The organism is Campylobacter coli (assembly GCF_009730395.1).
In the GTDB taxonomy this organism is placed as follows: domain Bacteria; phylum Campylobacterota; class Campylobacteria; order Campylobacterales; family Campylobacteraceae; genus Campylobacter_D; species Campylobacter_D coli.
In genome coordinates, this window is the sequence record NZ_CP046317.1 from 775,389 (window position 1) to 796,238 (window position 20,850).

At 33.2% G+C, this 20,850-nt stretch carries 14 protein-coding genes, 2 tRNA genes and 3 rRNA genes; 2 read left to right on the plus strand and 17 right to left on the minus strand.

Annotated features, from left to right (window positions below):
- Window positions 1-18: 18 nt before the first annotated feature.
- The 3 genes from grpE to cfrA form a co-directional block, all read right to left on the minus strand.
- Entirely contained in the window at window positions 19-549 is a 531-nt protein-coding gene (gene grpE / locus FOC43_RS03890) for a nucleotide exchange factor GrpE (RefSeq protein ID WP_002776629.1), read from the minus strand.
- Window positions 546-1,340, minus strand: coding sequence for an HrcA family transcriptional regulator (locus tag FOC43_RS03895; protein WP_023890725.1), 795 nt, complete (start codon window positions 1,338-1,340; stop codon window positions 546-548). Before FOC43_RS03895 ends, grpE begins: the two co-directional genes overlap by 4 nt.
- A gap of 299 nt (window positions 1,341-1,639) precedes the next feature.
- On the minus strand, window positions 1,640-3,730 hold the full coding sequence (cfrA, locus tag FOC43_RS03900) for a TonB-dependent ferric enterobactin receptor CfrA (RefSeq protein WP_002784415.1): 2,091 nt from the start codon (window positions 3,728-3,730) through the stop codon (window positions 1,640-1,642).
- 323 nt (window positions 3,731-4,053) lie between these two features.
- On the opposite strand from cfrA, the gene FOC43_RS03905 reads away from it, so the two are divergent.
- A complete protein-coding gene (locus FOC43_RS03905) occupies window positions 4,054-4,752 on the plus strand; it encodes a TonB family protein (RefSeq protein ID WP_002776622.1) in 699 nt (232 codons plus the stop codon).
- 91 nt (window positions 4,753-4,843) lie between these two features.
- Here the strand turns inward: FOC43_RS03905 and FOC43_RS03910 are convergent, their stop codons facing one another.
- From FOC43_RS03910 to FOC43_RS03945, 7 genes are all read right to left on the minus strand, one after another.
- On the minus strand, window positions 4,844-5,806 hold the full coding sequence (locus tag FOC43_RS03910; RefSeq protein ID WP_228344171.1) for an RNA-guided endonuclease InsQ/TnpB family protein: 963 nt from the start codon (window positions 5,804-5,806) through the stop codon (window positions 4,844-4,846).
- A 300-nt stretch (window positions 5,807-6,106) separates the two neighbouring features.
- A complete protein-coding gene (locus FOC43_RS03915; RefSeq protein ID WP_002776614.1) occupies window positions 6,107-6,199 on the minus strand; it encodes a hypothetical protein in 93 nt (30 codons plus the stop codon).
- A gap of 995 nt (window positions 6,200-7,194) precedes the next feature.
- Window positions 7,195-7,311, minus strand: a 5S ribosomal RNA gene (gene rrf, locus FOC43_RS03925).
- Between the two features lie 334 nt (window positions 7,312-7,645).
- Window positions 7,646-10,701 (minus strand): 23S ribosomal RNA (locus tag FOC43_RS03930).
- Between the two features lie 608 nt (window positions 10,702-11,309).
- Window positions 11,310-11,386: transfer RNA gene (locus tag FOC43_RS03935), tRNA-Ile, on the minus strand.
- An 8-nt stretch (window positions 11,387-11,394) separates the two neighbouring features.
- A tRNA-Ala gene (locus FOC43_RS03940) sits at window positions 11,395-11,470 on the minus strand.
- A gap of 100 nt (window positions 11,471-11,570) precedes the next feature.
- Window positions 11,571-13,083 (minus strand): 16S ribosomal RNA (locus FOC43_RS03945).
- Together the 16S, 23S and 5S rRNA genes with 2 tRNA genes alongside form the textbook arrangement of a ribosomal RNA operon.
- Before the next feature lie 540 nt (window positions 13,084-13,623).
- Here FOC43_RS03945 and FOC43_RS03950 point away from each other — a divergent pair.
- Window positions 13,624-14,394: a basic amino acid ABC transporter substrate-binding protein gene (locus FOC43_RS03950; RefSeq protein WP_002776584.1), complete on the plus strand. Its 771-nt coding sequence runs from the start codon at window positions 13,624-13,626 to the stop codon at window positions 14,392-14,394.
- Window positions 14,395-14,417: 23 nt separating this feature from the next.
- Here FOC43_RS03950 and FOC43_RS03955 read toward each other — a convergent pair whose 3' ends face one another.
- Genes FOC43_RS03955 through FOC43_RS03985 form a run of 7 tightly spaced genes read right to left on the minus strand, consistent with a single transcriptional unit; the run spans window position 14,418 to window position 20,850 of the window.
- Window positions 14,418-15,056 carry an HAD family hydrolase gene (locus FOC43_RS03955; protein WP_002776581.1) on the minus strand — a complete coding sequence of 213 codons (639 nt, stop codon included), beginning with the start codon at window positions 15,054-15,056 and terminating at the stop codon, window positions 14,418-14,420.
- The gene (locus FOC43_RS03960; RefSeq protein ID WP_002776579.1) at window positions 15,053-16,042 is read right to left on the minus strand and encodes an ABC transporter ATP-binding protein; all 990 of its coding nucleotides are present in this window, start codon (window positions 16,040-16,042) and stop codon (window positions 15,053-15,055) included. Before FOC43_RS03960 ends, FOC43_RS03955 begins: the two co-directional genes overlap by 4 nt.
- A gap of 3 nt (window positions 16,043-16,045) precedes the next feature.
- On the minus strand, window positions 16,046-16,825 hold the full coding sequence (locus FOC43_RS03965) for an ABC transporter permease (protein ID WP_002781812.1): 780 nt from the start codon (window positions 16,823-16,825) through the stop codon (window positions 16,046-16,048).
- Window positions 16,826-17,665: an ABC transporter permease gene (locus tag FOC43_RS03970; protein WP_002787417.1), complete on the minus strand. Its 840-nt coding sequence runs from the start codon at window positions 17,663-17,665 to the stop codon at window positions 16,826-16,828.
- Entirely contained in the window at window positions 17,662-18,471 is an 810-nt protein-coding gene (locus FOC43_RS03975) for an alkaline phosphatase family protein (protein WP_004284977.1), read from the minus strand. The genes FOC43_RS03970 and FOC43_RS03975 overlap by 4 nt, the downstream gene beginning before the upstream one ends.
- The gene (locus FOC43_RS03980) at window positions 18,468-19,793 is read right to left on the minus strand and encodes an esterase-like activity of phytase family protein (RefSeq protein WP_002776560.1); all 1,326 of its coding nucleotides are present in this window, start codon (window positions 19,791-19,793) and stop codon (window positions 18,468-18,470) included. The genes FOC43_RS03975 and FOC43_RS03980 overlap by 4 nt, the downstream gene beginning before the upstream one ends.
- A gap of 10 nt (window positions 19,794-19,803) precedes the next feature.
- The gene (locus FOC43_RS03985) at window positions 19,804-20,850 is read right to left on the minus strand and encodes an ABC transporter substrate-binding protein (RefSeq protein ID WP_002776559.1); all 1,047 of its coding nucleotides are present in this window, start codon (window positions 20,848-20,850) and stop codon (window positions 19,804-19,806) included.

Genomic DNA, 20,850 nt, shown 5'->3' on the forward strand with positions numbered 1-20,850 from the left:
TATCCTTTTTATTAAAATTTATTTTGCTACACTAACTTTGGTTGGGCGGATCACGCGATCGGCTATTTTATAACCTTTTTGAAGCACTTGAACCACTTCACCACTTTGATGATTTTCACTATCTACATGAAACATCGCTTCGTGTAAATTAGGATCAAACTCTTTTTCATCTTTGATAAGAGCCACTCCATGTTTTTCAAGTTTTTTAAGAAATAAATCTAAAGTGTTTTGCACTCCTTCTTTGATTTTTAAGCTAATTTCATCTTGGCATTCGACATTGATAGCTGCTTCTAAAGCATCTAAAACATCAAGCAAATCCTTTGCAAAGCTTTCATTTGCATAAGCCATAGCACTTAGCTTTTCTTTTTCCATTCTTTTTTTAATATTTTCAAATTCAGCGTTTGCACGCATATATTTGTCTTTTAATTCATCATAGTCTTTTTGCAATTTGTTTTGCTCAACATCTTCGATATTTTGCAAATTCTCATCTTGCAAATGTTCAGAATTTTCTGCGTTTTCATTTTCAATTTCTTGCTTTTGTTCGCTCATGCCGCCTCCTTTATGTATTGTAATATCTTTTTATAATCCGTATAAACACTACCTGCTAAGATAATATTTACATCCTCGCCCAAAAACTGCGCATCCACCTTAAGCCCCATAAAACCCTCTTTAAATAAGGGTTCAAATTCAAGACTTTCTTTAAAATGACGGTGAATTTGACAATCTAAGAGCTTAACAAATTCATCATTTTGATAAATTTGATAAGCTCTTTCTTCATTGCTTCTATAGCAAATCAAATTTTGTCTTAAGCTAGCTATTTTTTCTACAAGATCTATAAAATGAACTCTCAAAGCTATTTTTTCTATACTAGAAAGATCAAGTCCTATAAGACTTTGTAAAAAATTCCACGCTTCTTTTTCATATTTTAAAACGAGCTCTTCTTCTTTAAAATCAAGTACTATAAACTTAGCATTTAGATCAAGTACTTCTTTAAGTACTAAACTTCTACCTCCATAAACAAGACAATAAATTTCAAATTCCTTGCTTAGTTCCTTTAAAAAGCTTTCATTTTTGATATGAATGTTTTTATCTTGCTCTTTTTCCCAAAAATTTTGCCAATAATTTTGCATCGTTAAAATAGTAGGAATTCTACCGCTACTTATATGAAGCTGAGTGATCAAACCCTCATCGCTAAGTCTTTTAAGATAAACGCGTATAGTCGAAGCAGGTATGCAAAGGTTTGAATTTAATTCATTAGAACCAATAGGTGCATTATCCAAAAGATAAGTTTGAATAATAGACTCTAAAATCAAATCCTTTTTATCTCGACTTTTCATCATATTTTCCTTCATATCTAGCACTCTATTTTTTGATTGCTAGATATATTATACAACATTGAGTGTTATTTTGTCAAGTATAAATATAAAAAAATATACTTAATTTTATTTAGTCAATATGACTAAAGTTTTGTTAGTTACTTTTTTATAAGGATAAGCTATCTTTTAAGATTGAAAATGCAATGATAAAAATAAGATGAAAATTTTAAATTGAATTGATTGTCTAGTTTTTTAAAGGTATAAGATATTAAAATAAAAAACCAAAGAAGCCTTTGAAAGCTCTTTGGTTCTTCTATCAAAGCTTAAAAGTTACCATTGATAGAAATATACATTCTTCTTCCTTCTTCTATGCGGTTATAGGTATTTACCCAAGTGCTACCACTCCCACTTGCATAAGATTCCCAGCCATTTGTAAAGCTTTTGTCAAAAAGATTATAAATAGCTGCATTGATACTCCATTGTTTGTTGATATCATAACGCACACCCATGGAAGCTAAAAAGATATCCTTGTAATATTCTCTATTGATATTAGTATCACCCATATAGCGATCTATTTGCCACTCGCCTTTTATCCAAGGAGTGAATTTATTATAGAAGCTGTATTCGGTTTTTAACATGATATTGTGTTTTAAACTATCTTGTTCAGGTTTACCTATCACACTTCTATCTTGTGCTTCTTTAACTTCAGTATCAAGATAAGTATAAGCAAAATTTACATTTAAATTATCAAGAGGGCTTATCCCTGCTCCAAGTTCTACACCTTTGTATTCAACCTTGCCATGATTGATTGCTCTAGAACATCTATCAGCATCACAAGTGCCAATACCTGGGATTGGTTCGCTATTATTATAACTTTGACTTGAAATTTTATCTTTAAAATTCGTTAAAAAACCTGTTGCTGAAACATAAAATAAATCATTATTGTAAATAGCTGCTATTTCATAGTTTAAAGATGTCTCTTCTTTTAAATCAGGATTTCCATATGTAGGAAATCTGCCTTGGCCACTATAACTGTAAGTTCCATTTATCAAACGGTTTGCATAAGGGGTTCTAAAGCCTGTAGATACACCGCCTTTTAAAGTAAGCTCATTAGTAGGATTATAAACCACATAAGCTCTTGGCGAAACATTGTTTCCAAAAATTTCATGATGATTATATCTTGCTCCAAAAGTAAGTCTTAAATCATCTTTTATACTATACTCATCCTCTGCAAAAATTGCCAATAAATACTGATCAAAATTAGTAGGACTAGCTATTTTATCTTGCATTTTTTCAAGCCTATATTCACCGCCTACGCTTAAAATATGACTTTGTCCTAGAGGAATAACAGACTTAGTATCTAAGATAATATCTTCTGCGACTATATCTCTATTTTCTCCCAAAAACGGCTGTGTAGATTGCCCTACGACTTCGCGGCCATCATTGCTCACTCTATTATATTGCAAACCAGAAGTGATAGAAAAATTTTCATAAACACCCTCATGACTTAAATAAGTCACAAATTTATCAACTTCCATAATATCTGCATAACCACCCGTTAAGCTACCTGGTGTTCTACCTGGACTTGTAATAGTTCCTAATTGACCTTGTTTATTATCGTAATGATTTCTTGAAAAATCTATATCAAATATAAAAGTATTATAATCATTAGCTAAATAACTAATTCTTGTTCCTATGTTGAAATTATTTGCCTTTGTAGGACTTTGAGCTTGATCCCCTTGAACTCTTTGTCCACTTCCATTTGTAAATTCAACATTAGATTGCTGTCTGTAAAATTCTCTAAATCGAAGTGTTAGACCCAATTTGTCATTCATCAAAGGACCACTAGAATAAATACTCGTTCCATAAGTATTACCCCAATCTTTATTTTCATTTAAAAGAGCATCCAAACTTACAGAAGTTTCCCATTTATCACTTACTTTTTTGGTAATGATATTTACCACCCCGCCTAAAGCTTCAGAGCCATATAAAGTACTCATAGGACCTTTTATAACTTCTATCCTTTCTATACTAGAAATCGGAGGTAAGAAAGAATTTGAAATTTCATTAAAACCATTAGGGCCCACCTCTCCGCCAATACCCTGACGACGCCCATCAATCAAAACCAAAGTATATCCAGTAATACCCCTCATAGTGATATTATAAGAACCTGTTTTTCCCTTGCTAGCATATAAATCAACGCCTGGAATATCTGCGATAGCCTCTGCAACATCTCTATAAGGCTTACTTTGTAATTCTTTTTTACTAATAACATTGATAGTAGCAGGAGCTTCTTTAATATCTTGAGCAAATCCAGAAGCACTAATGATCGAACTGTCTAGCTCTACATTTTGCGATATAGCATTAGAAGCCAAAAGGCCAATGGCACAAACCGATAGACATAATTTCTTCATTTTTCTCCTTTTGTTAAATATTAATTAGAAATCAGAATATTATGATAATAATTATTAATTTAAGATAAATTTTGTATCAATTGTGATAATTAGTATTAATTAAAAATTTATTTTTTCTTGCTATAATTCTTAAAAATATAAGTTTTTTTAGAGAAGTAAATAGCAAAAATTAAATATCTTTTAGATACAAGCTTGATTATTTGATTGTTATTTTTCTCTGTGAAATTTGTTTCAAAATTTATCTTTTTAAACAATTTACCATAGAATGTGTTTAAGAAATAAAGATATTTAAATCAAAAAATAAAATCATAACGGAGTAAAAGATGAAAACATTTATAAGCAATCATAAAAACCAATCTTCTTTTATCACTTTATTTGTTTTTACACCTTTATTTTTTGTTTTTCTTTATTCTAAAGATTTTTTACACATACAACCCAATGAAACTATTAAAGAAAATAAATTTAATATGGCAATCAAACATTTTGTACAAAATTCCTCCGATATGAAACCGACACAACCCACACAAACTATACAAGAGCCTTCGAATGTGCAACCCAAAGAACCTGTGCAAGAAATAAAAAAAATAAAACCGAGAAAAGAAAAACCTATCGCTAAACCTAAAAAAATAATCCCTCCAGCAAATGCAAAGGCAATAAGTCAACCCAAAAAAGATACAAACATGCAGCAACCAATCATGCAGCAACAAACTCCACAAGCCAGCTCTTACCAAAGCGTATCTTTAACTAGCAATAGTGAATTTTTAAAAGAAATAAAATCAGCAATCGATGAAGCCCTAATCTACCCTAGACAAGCTAGAAAAATGCGTATGAGTGGGGAGGTTCTTGTAGAATTTACCTGGACAAAAGAAAAGAAATTAGAAAATTTAAAAATACTTAAACCTTCAAAATATGATTTTCTAAATAAAAGTGCTTTAGAAACTATACGCATAGCTTCTAAAAAATTTCCACAATATGAAAAAACTTTTCATATAAAAATACCATTGGTATATAAATTAAGCTAAATCTTTCACAATATACTCTATTTTTAATGCAAATCACTCCAGCTTTGCTAACGCTTAGAAGTAGAAGCTTCCTAGCTAAAGCTAACTAGTATTAGCTAATTCGAAAGGCTTTGAGTTTATAGTCCTCAAGGCTAATTCCTAACCCAAACGACTTTAATCCACGCTTTAAGATATTATTTGCAGCATTAATATCTCTATGTAAAGTGTTGCCACATTTTTCACAAAGATACACTCTATCTTTAAACATAAGATTTTTTTTGATATTTCCACATACACTACAAGTTTTGCTTGTATATTGTGGATTGACTTTTATAAAGAATTTACCATTATGCTTTGCTTTATACTCTAGATATTGAGAGAATTGATAGAATGAAATATTAAGAATAGATTTATTTAAACCACTTTTAGCTTTTATATTCTTTAATTTAGCTCTTTTAGACATATTCTTAATTTGCAAATCTTCGACTGCTAGCAAGTCAAATTCTTGTATGAGTTTTGAAGTTATCTTGTGATAACTATCCTTTTTGATATTTGAACTTTTTTCATAGATTTTATTTAATTTTAATTGTGTTTTTTTGAAATTATGGCTTAACTTTGTTTTCTCCTTTTTTGTTTTTAATATTCTCCTACTTTGTTTTCTTTGCAATCTTTTAAATGCTAAATCATATTCAGCTCTACTAAGTAGCTTTGAGTTAGTAGCTATTAACTCTCCACTGCTTAAGGTAATCTCATTGATATTTAAATCAATGTCAACTGCTTTTTTAATATCAAAATCTTTGCTAGATATTAAAGAAATATTTGATTCATCATAAATGATACTAAAAGCTAAATAGTATTTATTGTGATTTTTGATAATAGTGATTTGATTAAACTTATAAGTATTTGGTAAATCTCTGTGATAACGCATTTTAAAAAATGTATTCATAAGTCTAAATATCTTAAACTTAGTAGTATCACTATCTTTGATTTTGTAGGCTTGATTATTCCAATTAAAGCTTTGCTTTGCAAATTTAGAGTTTTTAAATTTGGGAAAGCCTTTGTTTTTATCTCTAATTGCTTGCTCTAAGGCACGAGAAGATTAATCCTTGCTTGTTGGGTTACAACACTTTTATAGCTTAATTCTCTTGCTTTTATAAGGCTAGTTTTATTGATTATCTATCTTACTTGCCTTTAAATAACTCCTATCTTTTTTATCTAAATTCTTATTTTTATCCCACTGCTCTTGCTGTAAATTTAAACAAATATTATAGGCTTGATATAGATGAAACATTGATGATTAATAAGCTTTTGTTGTTCTTTGTTTAGGTAGAATTCTATATTTAAAACCTTTGGTTATTTGCATTGCTTTGTTCCATTAGGGCTTTTTTTCTTTTTGGTTATATATTTTTTTAGGGTAATTATCTTCTATGCCTTGATTTTCTGCATATTTTTTAAGAGTTTCTAGCATTATTCCGCATAGGTATTCTATAAAAAATTACTGATTATGTCAAATAACCTAACTAGAGCCGTACAACTAACACTGTAAGCAATTCATCTCCCACTTAAGAAGTGAGAGTTTTATTGAATAAAAAAGATAAATTTAAAGCAAATAATCTTTTTTTAGACAACACTAAACCCTTGCATGTATTTACAGCAATATTTATTTCATCATAAACAACCCCCAACCATAAAACCTCAATAAACACTATAAAATAAACTTGAGTGATTAAAAATCCAACCCAATTATTGAACAAACCCAAGCTACATAATAAAATATAAACTAGACATATAAAGAACAATTGACACATAAAAATAGATTGAATAAATAAACCTATACAAGTAAACATAAAGATTAATTATTGATACAAAAGATTTAATAAATAAAAAGAATAATTGAGATATAAAAACATATAAACTAAACAACTCAAACAACCAAACTAATAAACAACCATAGCTTAAGCTGACAACCCAACCAATCAATTTAAATATAAAACTACAAATTAAATCAACCCAAGCTAATTAAACTTCAAACTAATTAATCAAACAAACCAATGAATATAACCTAACTGATTAAATTAAATAAATTAATAAACTAATCAAGCAATGACTAATAAAGTATTTAAAACCAACAAAAGCATAAATCAATTAAACTAATGATTGAATATAAAAATAATAAGTTGTAGATAAGTAAAAGCATTATACAAAGCATTCTAAGCTGATTAAATACAATTAGAACAAAAGCATAAATCAATCCAAGCCAATTAAACATAAACATAAACATAAAAGAACAATGAATACAAAAACATATTTAATTGGCATAAAAACAAATTCAATCAATAAAAAAATAATTAATACAATAATAGATTTAATAAACATAAAAAAATAATTAAATATAAAAACAACGATTGACATATAAAAACTAAGATTTTAAATCTATAAGAATAAGATAAAGTAGAATTAACAAGTCCGCAATGAGCTACTTTCCCCCTGCCAGTAAGGCGTAGTATCATCACCCACGATGTGCTTAGCTTCTTGGTTCGGGATGGAGCAAGGCGTTTCCACATCTGTATAATCACGGACATTGTTATTTAAATATTCTTTGAAAGATTTAACTTAAGAATAAAGCTTTTATTTTTTATTCTATTGTTTTATTTTTTTGCTTTTCTTCTATTCTTTTTTATTTTTCTTTTTTTGTTTTTTAATTTTTACTTTTATCTTTTAAATCTTATCTTTCATCTTATCAATGAATCAAATCTTTACTCTCTTTGATAAGTTTTTATTTTAGAATACTTAAAAAACAATGTTAAGAGCAAGTTCTAATACAAACTCTACTTGAAAGATTTCTATTAAACTCTAAATATTATCTATATTCAAAGTCTTCTTAAAAACCTTAACAAGGAAGTGATGCTTTATTAAAGATAAGCCAAACGCTCTATTAGTACTGGTCAGCTAAAGGACTTTCATCCATTACACACCCAGCCTATCAAACTAGTAGTCTTCTAGAGAGCTTAGAGAAGATTCATCTTAGAGTTGGCTTCACGCTTAGATGCTTTCAGCGTTTATCCTTTCCAAACTTAGCTACGCTGCGATGCTCTTGGCAGAACAACAGCTACACCAGTGGTTTGTTCAACCCGGTCCTCTCGTACTAGGGTCAAATCTCTTCAATCTTCTTACGCCCACGGCAGATAGGGACCGAACTGTCTCACGACGTTCTGAACCCAGCTCGCGTACCGCTTTAAATGGCGAACAGCCATACCCTTGGGACCTGCTCCAGCCCCAGGATGCGATGAGCCGACATCGAGGTGCCAAACCTCCCCGTCGATGTGAGCTCTTGGGGGAGATCAGCCTGTTATCCCCGGGGTACCTTTTATCCTTTGAGCGATGGCCCTTCCACACAGAACCACCGGATCACTAAGACCGACTTTCGTCTCTGCTTGACTTGTATGTCTTGCAGTTAAGCTGGCTTATACCTTTATACTCTACGAACGATTTCCAACCGTTCTGAGCCAACCTTTGTAAGCCTCCGTTATTATTTGGGAGGCGACCGCCCCAGTCAAACTACCCACCAGACATTGTCCCACTTGAGGATAACTCAAGCTGGTTAGCTACCCAAATAAGAAAGAGTGGTATCTCAACAATGGCTCATATACAACTGGCGTCATATACTCAAAGCCTCCCACCTATCCTGCACATTCTTATCCAAATAGCAGTGTCAAGCTGTAGTAAAGGTCCACGGGGTCTTTCCGTCTTGCCGCGGGTAGGAGGAATTTTCACCTCCACTACAATTTCACTGGATCCCTCTTTGAGACAGCTCCCATCTCGTTACGCCATTCATGCAGGTCGGTATTTAACCGACAAGGAATTTCGCTACCTTAGGACCGTTATAGTTACGGCCGCCGTTTACTCGGGCTTCGATCAAGAGCTTCGCTAATGCTAACCCCATCAATTAACCTTCGAGCACCGGGCAGGCGTCACACCCTATACATCCTCTTACGAGTTAGCAGAGTGCTGTGTTTTTGGTAAACAGTCGGGAGGGACTCTTTGTTGTAAGTTTCTTCGCTTTCGGAGTAAATCCTAATACGAAGCGAACCACACCTTATACCGAAGATACGGTGCTATTTTGCAGAGTTCCTTAAAGAGAGTTCTTCCACGCGCCTTAGAATACTCATCCCACCCACCTGTGTCGGTTTACGGTACGGGCAACATTAGCTAAACTTAGAAACTTTTCTTGGCTCGACGGCATCAGGGGTTCTTCTATCCATCCGAAGACTTCAAAAAGCCTTTCAGTTCTCGGAGTATTGTTATACGGATTTGCCTGTATAACCTCCTACGACCTTAGACTAGCACTTCCATCCGCTAGCCCCCTTAGCCCTAAGCGTCCTTCCATCGCACACTAATGTTGGTATTGGAATATTAACCAATTTGCCATCGTCTACCCCTTTCGGACTCGACTTAGGACCCGACTAACCCTACGATGACGAGCATCGCGTAGGAAACCTTGGGTTTACGGCGTTAATGATTCTCACATTAATTATCGCTACTCATGCCTGCATGCTCACTTCTATTCGCTCCAGCACTCCTTACCGGTATACCTTCGACGCAAATAGAACGCTCTCCTACCACTTGCACACAACTTAAACTACTTAACTTTAGTCTAAGAATATTTTTACTGATTTTACTAAGTTTTATTTCTATCTTTACTCTATAAAAATCAGTAAAAATATAACTAAACATATAACTTAGTTTCTCATATTCTAAACTTAAATAATCTAAGTTGTGCGCAAGTCTACAGCTTCGGTACTTACTTTAGCCCCGTTATATTTTCCGCGCAAAATCACTAGACCAGTGAGCTATTACGCTTTCTTTAAAGGATGGCTGCTTCTAAGCCAACCTCCTGGTTGTTTAAGTAACTTCACATCGTTTTCCACTTAAGTAAGATTTAGGGACCTTAGCTGGTAGTCTGGGTTGTTTCCCTCTTGACGACGGATTTTATCACTCGCCGCCTGACTGCTGTGATTACATATAAGGTATTCGGAGTTTGATAGGGTTTGGTACATTGGTGTATGCCCTAGCCCATTCAGTGCTCTACCCCCTTATATTACGACACAACGCTATACCTAAATATATTTCGGAGAGAACCAGCTATCACGAAGTTTGATTGGCCTTTCACCCCTATCCACAAGTCATCCCGGGGCTTTTCAACGCCTATGGGTTCAGTCCTCCACTAGTTCTTACACTAGCTTCAACTTGCTCATGGATAGATCACTTCGTTTCGGGTCTGCAGCATCTGACTAAGCGCCCTATTCAGACTCGCTTTCGCTACGGCTTCGCGTTTGCTTAACCTTGCCAGACACCACAACTCGCAGGCTCATTATGCAAAAGGCAGTCCATCACCCTGTATTGCTACATAGGGCTCTGAATGATTGTAAGCAAATGGTTTCAGGTTCTATTTCACTCTGATCACCTCAGTTCTTTTCACCTTTCCCTCACGGTACTTGTGCACTATCGATCTGGTATTAGTATTTAGGGTTGGATCGTGGTCGACCCAGCTTCAGACAGGATTTCTCGTGTCCCGCCCTACTCAGGATACTGCTAGCTAAGGTTTGTTTTTCGCATACGGGACTATCACCCTCTATGGCTATACTTTCCAGAATGTTCTGCTAAACTCACCTCTTGCACATTGCAGTCCTACAACCCCCAGTGCAAGCACTGGGTTTGCCCTCTTGCGCTTTCGCTCGCCGCTACTGACGCAATCTCTATTGATTTCTTTTCCTGAGGGTACTAAGATGTTTCAATTCCCCTCGTTCGCTCCTATATAGGTAATGTATATCTCTATACATTGGGTTGCCCCATTCGGAAATCTACGGATCAAAGCTTCTTGACAGCTCCCCGTAGCTTATCGCAGTCTAGTACGTCCTTCATCGCCTTTACCAGTCAAGGCATCCACCATTCGCTCTTAGTAGCTTACCTTTTTTACCTTCTTTAGCGTCAAGGCAAAGCCTTGACTAAGAAGCAAGCTAAAGACCTACCCCGCCAACCTAAAAGATATTAGGCTGATAAAGTAAGTTAAAGACTAATAGTCTTTCTTGCTTCTTCTGCTAAGAATATGCATAAAAGTTAGATATAATCTAACTTCTACCTTTTATTATTGATTCTAAAACGCATCACTTCCTTGTTAAAGTTTTTACGATAAGACTTCATTATCTTAAGACGGAAAGCATTCAAACACTTAATATAAATACTAAAAATATCTAAACTAAGTCGTGAGTTTGAAACTTATCTTTAATTTAAAATTTTAGATCTAATATTCTCTTTATTATAAAAAATAAAGATAGTTAAAAGATATAAATAAAACCAAAGAAAAGATAATTGAGTTTTATCCTTTAACAAGTCCTGTAAAATTGTTTTTATTAAAACTTGCTTGTGACTCTTAACAATGATAATTATAAAGAACATTTAGGTTTAAAACCTAAAGGAAGTATATGGTATATAAAGTATATTTATAAATATATACTTGCTTTAGATTTTAAAGCTTGATTTCAAATCTTGTTTTTATCTTTTTAAGATTGATACTTCTATGGTGGGCCTAACAAGACTTGAACTTGTGACCTCACCCTTATCAGGGGTGCACTCTAACCAGCTGAGCTATAGGCCCTTAATAAATGGTGGAGAATAGCGGGATCGAACCGCTGACCTCCTGCGTGCAAAGCAGGCGCTCTCCCAGCTGAGCTAATTCCCCATAAACAATTAGCTTTATCATCAATCTTTGAAATCTAAACAAGAATCAATTGAGTTTATAATGAAGTAATAGTTGTGAGACTTATTACTTTGTACTCTAGAAAGGAGGTGATCCAACCGCAGGTTCTCCTACGGTTACCTTGTTACGACTTCACCCCAGTCGCTGATTCCACTGTGGACGGTAACTAGTTTAGTATTCCGGCTTCGAGTGAAATCAACTCCCATGGTGTGACGGGCGGTGAGTACAAGACCCGGGAACGTATTCACCGTAGCATGGCTGATCTACGATTACTAGCGATTCCGGCTTCATGCTCTCGAGTTGCAGAGAACAATCCGAACTGGGACATATTTTATAGATTTGCTCCACCTCGCGGTATTGCGTCTCATTGTATATGCCATTGTAGCACGTGTGTCGCCCTGGGCATAAGGGCCATGATGACTTGACGTCGTCCACACCTTCCTCCTCCTTACGAAGGCAGTCTATTTAGAGTGCTCGGCCGAACCGTTAGCAACTAAATACGTGGGTTGCGCTCGTTGCGGGACTTAACCCAACATCTCACGACACGAGCTGACGACAGCCGTGCAGCACCTGTCTCTAAGTTCTAGCAAGCTAGCACCCTCTTATCTCTAAAAGGTTCTTAGGATATCAAGCCCAGGTAAGGTTCTTCGCGTATCTTCGAATTAAACCACATGCTCCACCGCTTGTGCGGGTCCCCGTCTATTCCTTTGAGTTTTAATCTTGCGACCGTACTCCCCAGGCGGTACACTTAATGCGTTAGCTGCATTACTGAGATGACTAGCACCCCAACAACTAGTGTACATCGTTTAGGGCGTGGACTACCAGGGTATCTAATCCTGTTTGCTCCCCACGCTTTCGCGCCTTAGCGTCAGTTGAGTTCCAGCAGATCGCCTTCGCAATGGGTATTCTTGGTGATATCTACGGATTTTACCCCTACACCACCAATTCCATCTGCCTCTCCCTCACTCTAGACTATCAGTTTCCCAAGCAGTTTAATGGTTAAGCCATTAGATTTCACAAGAGACTTGATAATCCGCCTACGCGCCCTTTACGCCCAGTGATTCCGAGTAACGCTTGCACCCTCCGTATTACCGCGGCTGCTGGCACGGAGTTAGCCGGTGCTTATTCCTTAGGTACCGTCAGAATTCTTCCCTAAGAAAAGGAGTTTACGCTCCGAAAAGTGTCATCCTCCACGCGGCGTTGCTGCGTCAGGGTTTCCCCCATTGCGCAATATTCCCTACTGCTGCCTCCCGTAGGAGTCTGGACCGTGTCTCAGTTCCAGTGTGACTGATCATCCTCTCAGACCAGTTAAGCGTCATAGCCTTGGTAAGCCATTACCTTACCAACTAGCTGATACTATATAGTCTCATCCTACACCGAAAAACTTTCCCTACTCAACTTGTGTTAAGCAGGAGTATAGAGTATTAGCAGTCGTTTCCAACTGTTGTCCTCTTGTGTAGGGCAGATTAACTATACCTTACTCACCCGTGCGCCACTAATCCACTTCTAGCAAGCTAGAAGCTTCATCGTTCGACTTGCATGTATTAGGCACGCCGCCAGCGTTCACTCTGAGCCAGGATCAAACTCTCCATAAAAATTATAGATAGTTTAATCTTTTTCTTCAAAGAAAAAGTAATGAAGATTAAAAAGAAAAACTTTTAATCTTTAAATATTTAGATTGAATAGATTTTACATAATTACTTATGCCTAAATCCTTCTGGCTCAATCGATCACTTATTTAGATTTCAAAGATTGACTAATAAGATTTGAAATAACAATATTAATTTTAAAGAACAAAAACAAAAAATCATTTATTATATGTAAATAAAGTTTAGTAATAATAAAGTTTTATAAACTTAGATTGCTTTAGCTAGGATTAAAGATTAATTTAAAACTAGAAACATAGGGTTTATAAAATCTTAATTTAACTTTAGTTAACTTTAGACTATAATTTAAAGATCTTAAGTCCTTTTCTGAAAAAGGAAATGAAAGTATAACCAATTAAGCTTAAAGGAGGATTAAATAAATTATTTTTTTAATTAATTTTGGCAAAAAATTAAAAACTAGATTTTTTTGCCAATTGGCTAGCTAACTTTGATATAATCATAGAGAAAATTTTACTATAAAGGAAAACAATGAAAAAGTTTTTAACCGCTTTCTTAGTTGCCTTCACGGGCTTATTTTTGGTGGCTTGCCAAAACACTAAAACAGAAAATAATGCAAGCAATGAAGCTAATACTACACTCACTTTAAAGGTTGGAACTGCTCCAAATTATAAACCTTTTAATTTTAAGCAAGATTCTAAACTTACGGGTTTTGATACTGATTTGATTGAAGAAATTGCTAAAAAAAATGGTATTGAAATTGTTTGGGTTGAAACCAATTTTGATGGATTGATTCCTGCTCTCAAATCAGGTAAGATTGATATGATTGCTTCAGCTATGAGCGCAACTGATGAAAGAAGACAAAGTGTTGATTTTACCAAACCTTACTATATGAGTAAAAATCTTTATCTTAAGCTAAAAAACAACGACTCTCTTCAAACAAAAAATGATTTAGAAGGCAAAAAAATAGGAGTTCAATTAGGAACTTTACAAGAAAATACTGCAAAAGCTATCAAAAATGCACAAGTGCAAAGCAATAAAGATTTAAACATAGCTGTTTTAGCACTAAAAAACAACAAAATCGATGCTATTGTAGCTGATCAAGATACTGCTAAAGGTTTTTTAGCTGAAAATCCAGAATTGGTAAGTTTCTACCAAGAAACAGATGGAGGAGAAGGCTTTAGTTTTGCTTTTGATAAAAATAAACAAAAAGATATTATTGAAATATTTAACAAAGGCATAGATGAAGCAAAAACTGATGGATTTTATGATACTTTAATTAAAAAATATGAATTAGAATAAGCGTGAATTTTCACGCTTATAGCTTAAAAAGTTAAAATTTCATATTTTCTCTCTTTTGCAATTTTTAAAATTTTTTCATCGCCATTACATACAAAGGCTTTGCTAACAGACTCTAGTAAAGGTAAATCATTGATAGAATCACTAAAAAAATAAGAATCTTTCATCCATTTTTCATAATCTTTACTCAAATATTCCTTAAGTCTTAAAACCTTGCCTTCCTTAAAGCTATAAATCCCGTAAGCTTTTCCACTAAATTTATCACCCACACGCTCGCATTTTATGGCTATGCTTTCTCTCACTCCCAAAAAAGAGGCGATTTTTCTAACTAAAAATTCAGCCGTAGCTGAAATTATAATACACCTTTGATCTTGATATTTGATTATAAGTTCTTTAGCTTTTTCATAAGGTTTTATATAAATTTTTATAAATTCATCTACTAAAGATGAAATTCTATCTTCATTTTTACCCTTAACACTTTGAAGAAAAAAAGTCATAAATTCATCCATATCAAGCTTTTTTTCTTGATATTGTTTTTGATAAAAAACGATTTTTTCTAAATATTCTTGAGGTAAAAAACCTTTTTCAACACAAAATTTAAGCCAAAGTTTAGCACTATCGCCTTGTATTAAAGTATCATCTAAATCAAATAAAACAAGCTTCATTTTAACTCTTTTGCTAAAGAAAGATTGAATTTTAAAGCGATTTTATCACCTGCTTCATAAGTACTATGAGTGCTAAAATTTAAAGTATCTACCTTAAATTCAATTTCTTGCACTCTAACCCTATAGCGTATGATATTACCTAGCAATGATTTTTCTTTGATCTTAGCCTCTAAGCCTTCGTTAGAAATTTCTATGGTTTCAGGACGCAAGGCTATATCTTTTTTAAAATCGTGTTTTAAACCCAAGCTATCAAGCTCTTTAGGGCTTAAAATATTGTAATTTCCTATAAAGCTAGCCACAAAATGAGATTCTGGCAAAAGATAAAGATTGTTTGCGTTGGAATTTTGTATGATTTTACCCTCATTCATTAAAATAATCCTATCGGATAACTCTAAAGCTTCTTCTTGATCGTGCGTTACAAAAATAGTGGTAAGTTCAAGTTCTTTTTGAATTTCTTTAATTTGCACCCTTAAATGCTTACGAATTTTAGCATCAAGTGCCGATAAAGGCTCATCAAGCAAAAGTAAATCAGGTTTAGTCACCAAAGATCTTGCTAAAGCCACTCTTTGCATTTGTCCGCCTGAAAGCTTATGTGGATAAGTTTTAGCGTATTCTTCAAGCTCGACGAGTTTTAACATTTTTTTCACTCTTTTTTCTATGTCCTTTTTATCCATTTTTTTGATCTTTAAACCAAAAGCTACATTTTCAAAAACGTTAAGATTTGGAAAAAGAGCGTAATTTTGAAAAACCATACCTATATTTCTTTTTTGAGGACTTAATTTAGTAAGATCTTTATCATTTAAAGAAATTTTTCCTCCATTAATTTGGCTAAGCCCTGCTATACACCTTAAAAGAGTGGATTTTCCACAGCCACTTGGGCCCAAAAGGGTTATAAACTCACCCTTTTTAGCACTAAAATTAATATCTTCAAAAATAATTTTATCCCCATAAGCTTTTTTAAAATTTTTAATCTTTAAATAAGCCATTTTTTACTCCTTAATCAAACTAGCTATAAAAGTTGTTATAAAAATTAACACAAAATAAACTATTACCAAAGCACTAGAATAATGCCCACTTTGATTTTTGATATTATAAAGATAAACTTGCAAAGTCTCATAAGCACTTCCTACAAGAATATTTGCGTATAAAAATTCGCCTATTAAAAAAGAAAAACTTAAAAAAACTGCCACCAAAATTCCATTTCTTAAATTAGGCAAGACAAGCTTAAAAATCGCTCCCATTAAAGAACCTCCAAGCATAGCATTAGATGCGATGAGTTCATTTAAATTGACATTAGACATAGCATTATCTAAAGCCCTATATATAAAAGGCAAAGCTATAGTAAAATAAGTAAAAATGAGTATCCAAGCTGTGCCTCCTATATTGTCAGCATAAAGTTGCAAAAGCCCCACACAGCTAACTATAGGAGGTACAGCAAAAGGCATGATAATAAGTATATTTACAAAGGCTTTTAATTTTAAAAAATAATAATTTAGCACAAAAACCAAAGGAAAAACAAGAATCACAGAAAGTAAAATACTGCCCACACAAACAAGCAAAGAATGCCAAAGAGCAAGTAAAAATCTTTCGTCATGAAAAAGTTCTTGATACCATTTAAGCGTAAGATCATCAGGCAAAACACTTACACCCCAAGAAGTGGAAATAGAATATAAAAAAGTAGCCATTAAAGGCAAAGCTAAAAACAAAAAAACCAAAAACAAAACTGCATAATGATAAATTTTAGCTTTTAAACTCAAATTTTCATTCATTTAAAGCACCTTAAAATGATATTTTTTAGAAAGGAAATTGGCTATAAAGGTAACAACAAGCATGATAATAGTTATAATGATACTTAAAGCACTAGCCATATAAGGATCAAGATTGATATCGCCTGCGATTAAAGCAGCGATTCTTACAGGAGCGACATTAAAATTTCCCGAACTTAAAGCATAAATAGTCGCATAAGCTCCAAAAGCATTGGCAAATAAAATCACAAAAACACCAAACAAAGCAGGAGCGAGCAAAGGCAAAGCTATTTTTAACCAATATAAAAAATTGCCTCCACCTAACATTTTACAAGCATTTAAATGTGAATTTTCAAGACTTTTAAAAGCTGGAAGCAAAAGCAAGATTGCCAAAGGAATTTGAAAATACACATAAACAATATTTACCCCGAAATTAGCATAAACACTAACAAAAGGCTCTATGCCTAAATTTTTCAAAAACACATTAACTACACCATTGCTTCCAAGAACTATAATGAAAGCAAAAGCTAAAGGAACTCCTGAAAAATTACTTATCATGGTATTTAAAGAAAAAAGAAATTTACATATTTTTGATGGAGCTAAAACAAATAAAGAATAGCTCGCCAAAAGCCCTATTAAAAGTCCAAAAATACTAGAAATAAAACTGATTTGTAAAGAATTTATAATGCTTTGTAGATAGAATTTGGACTCAAAAATATGTATAAAATTGGCTAAAGAATAAATTTCATCCTCTTCTACATAAAAAGCATTAAAAACAATCCAAATCAAAGGTGCTATCATAAAAAAAGTAAAAACTATAAAAAAAGGTAAAATACTTAAAAATGCTAGAAATTTTTCTTTCATTTTTTGGCCTTTAAAATTTCATCATTATATCTCTTATCGTGTTTAAGTCCTAAAATTTCACAGATACTGCCACAAATTTCATCCTGTTTTATCTTGGCATTTTCATACGAAAAAGCACTACCAAAAGTGAAAAAAGGCACTAAAATTTCATCTTCACTTAAGCCTCCATGACTTTTACCCTCTGTCATACCATGATCGCTTGTGATGATTACATTAATACCTTGTTCTAACCAAGTAGGCAAATACTCAGAAATCAAAATATCAACTTTTTTGGTTTTATTAGCATACTCAATAGAGTGTGAGCCAAATTTATGTCCTGCATCATCTATATTCATAGAATGTATAAAAGTAAAATCTAGATTATATTTGTTTCTTAAATGCTCCCCATCTGCAAATAAATGAGAATCTAAATAATCATCTTCATAATAAAAATGTCCATAAGGTAAAGTTAAATTTTCATCTTCTATGTGGCGATGTAAAGAAGGAATAAATTCTTTTTTATTATAAAGCTCAAAAACCCAATGATAAGCTGCGCCTCCAGCTTTTAAGCCTTGTTCTTTGCAAAGGTCAAAAATGCTTGTTTGTTTTGAAAAACTCAATTTATTATTAATTATCCCACTTAAAACAGGCTTTACGCCTGTTAATAAGCACTCGTATAAAGGACGAGACATGCTAGGAAGTTCGCATTCTAAAGAATAAAATTTGCCTAAATTCTCTTTGCAAAGCGCATTTAAATATCCCATATTTATACTAGCACTTTTACAATTTAAGCCATCAAGCACAACTAAAATAACTTTGGACATCATTTGCTCTTTAAAAAATCTTTTACTTCAAGTAAAATAAATTCATTATCATCAGTTTTATTAGGTTCTCTACTTGAAGAATAAGGAAAGTTATTGTCATTTTCTACGACTATATGAGAGTCATCTACTATATCCACACCTTCTATGGTTTCAAAAGGAAAAACAAATTTATCATTTACCAAAGGCTTTTTAGAAATTTTATTTCTATCCTTAATATTTAAAAGATCTATATAAGAAATTTTTTGAGCTTCATGGGTTTTATCATCTAATTTAACCTTGTAAATTCTTTTAAATTGGGCTACATTATTAAAACAATGCTTAGTATCTTCACCTTCTTTGCAAACCTTATCTTTAGTGCCTTCTTTTTGATCTCTTTCTATGATGATGCCGTATTTATCATCTATCATATTAAAATCACCTATGGAATGGCTTTTATCTTCTAAGAAATATTTATAAGTTTTTCCGGTGAATTTTTTATTTTTTACATCAAATTCTATGATTCTTAGATATTCTTTGCCTTTTTCATTCTCATAAGCGTTGTTATTATAAATGCTTCCTTCTAAAAGCAAATAAAGTTTAGAACCATCTTTAGAGCTTGCCATAGCTTCAAAGCCTTTAGAACGCTTGATATTAAATTTCTCATTTTCTCCATCAGGCTTATCGCTAAATTTTAAACTTGGATTATCAGGAGAAATAAGTTTTTTACCCTCCACATACACATCAAAAACTTCTTTTAAATTCCCATTCTTATCAAAATGAAGCAAATAAGGACCAAATTCATCACCTATATAAAATTCATCATTGATAACCTGTATACTCTCAGTATCAAAATCAACCCCACTTAAATACCTTTCTTTGGTTGTTTCGGTGGTTATAGGATAGGGGTATTTTTTATCACTATCTTTAAAAAAAACTGTTTTTAAAAGTTCGTATTTTGAATTTTTAAAATCAAATTTAAACTCGTGAGCATAAAGCATGGCATCATAAGAATTATACTTTTTACCCAAGCCATTATCGCTAATTACCCAAAAAACATCTTTTTTTGGAATATATTTTATCCCACTATGTCCTTGTATAGGTTGATTTTTAAAAGGTAAATAAAAATCTGTCTCCCTGTTTCCCTTAGATTTAAAAGTTCCAATTTTTTCTTCTCTAGTGATATTTGCAAATTTCCCATAAGTTTTAAAAAAATCAGGAGCATCCTTAGGAGGTTTTACTGTACTTTTAGAATCTATGATAATATGCCCTGCTAAATTGGCCTCATACTCTTGAACTCCAAATAAAACACTGCAAAGCATAGCACTTGTTAAAATAACCTTTTTCATCCAATCTCCTTTATTTCATATCCACTATAACTTTTTCTTGCCAAAGTTGTGGCAATTCTTTAGCGCTTTTTTCCCAAGCTTTTTGATCTTTGATTGCTCTTGCATTTTTGTATTGCTCACTTGGTAAAAGTTTAGCTTTTATATCATCTGGCAAGGTAATATGATCAATTCTTATTGGCCTTGCATAACCTTTTGCTAGATTGATTTGTCCTTTATCAGAAAGTATAAACTCACGGGCTAATTTAGCCGCATTTGGATGTTTTGCGTATTTATTGATAATAGTTGTATAACCCGAAATAACACTACCATCAGCAGGGATTAAAACTTCATAACGATCTTTGCCCACTTTATCTCTATAGCCTAAACCATTAAAATCCCAAACTAAACCCACTTCAACTTCACCTTTTTCAAGATTGGCTATACTTACATCATTATTTACAAGTCTTCCTTGTTTGGCTAAAGTATTAAAAAAAGCTAAAGCAGGACTTAAATCTTTTTCATCCCCACCTAAGGCATAATTAGCTGCCAAAACTGCACTCACAGCTTGAGCCGCTACACTTACATCACCTACGGTAATTTTATAATTTCCCTTAAGCAAATCTTGCCAAGTTTTAGGTATATCTTTTACTACATCTTTATTGACTATAAAAGCTATGGTTCCTGTATAAGCTAAAAGCCAATTTCCATCTTTATCTTTAGCCCAAGTTGGAATTTGATCCCAGTAACTTGTCTTAAAAGGCTGAGCTACTCCTTGTTTAACCGCTATCTCTCCAAAAGAAGCCCCTACATCCCCTATATCACCGCTTGCATTTTTCTTTTCGGCTTTAAATTTAGCAATTTCTTGAGCTGAACTCATATCTGTATCGCTATGTTCTATGCCATAAAGATTTTTAAGATCTGCCCAAGTATCCTTCCAATTTGCCCAAGTATCAGGCATAGCTAAAGAATTTACCCTACCTTCTGCTTGCGCAGCTTTAATCAAATTCTCATCAATAGCTTGTGAATTTGAAAACAATAAAGCAACAAGACCTAAACTTAAGAAAAATTTCTTACTCAT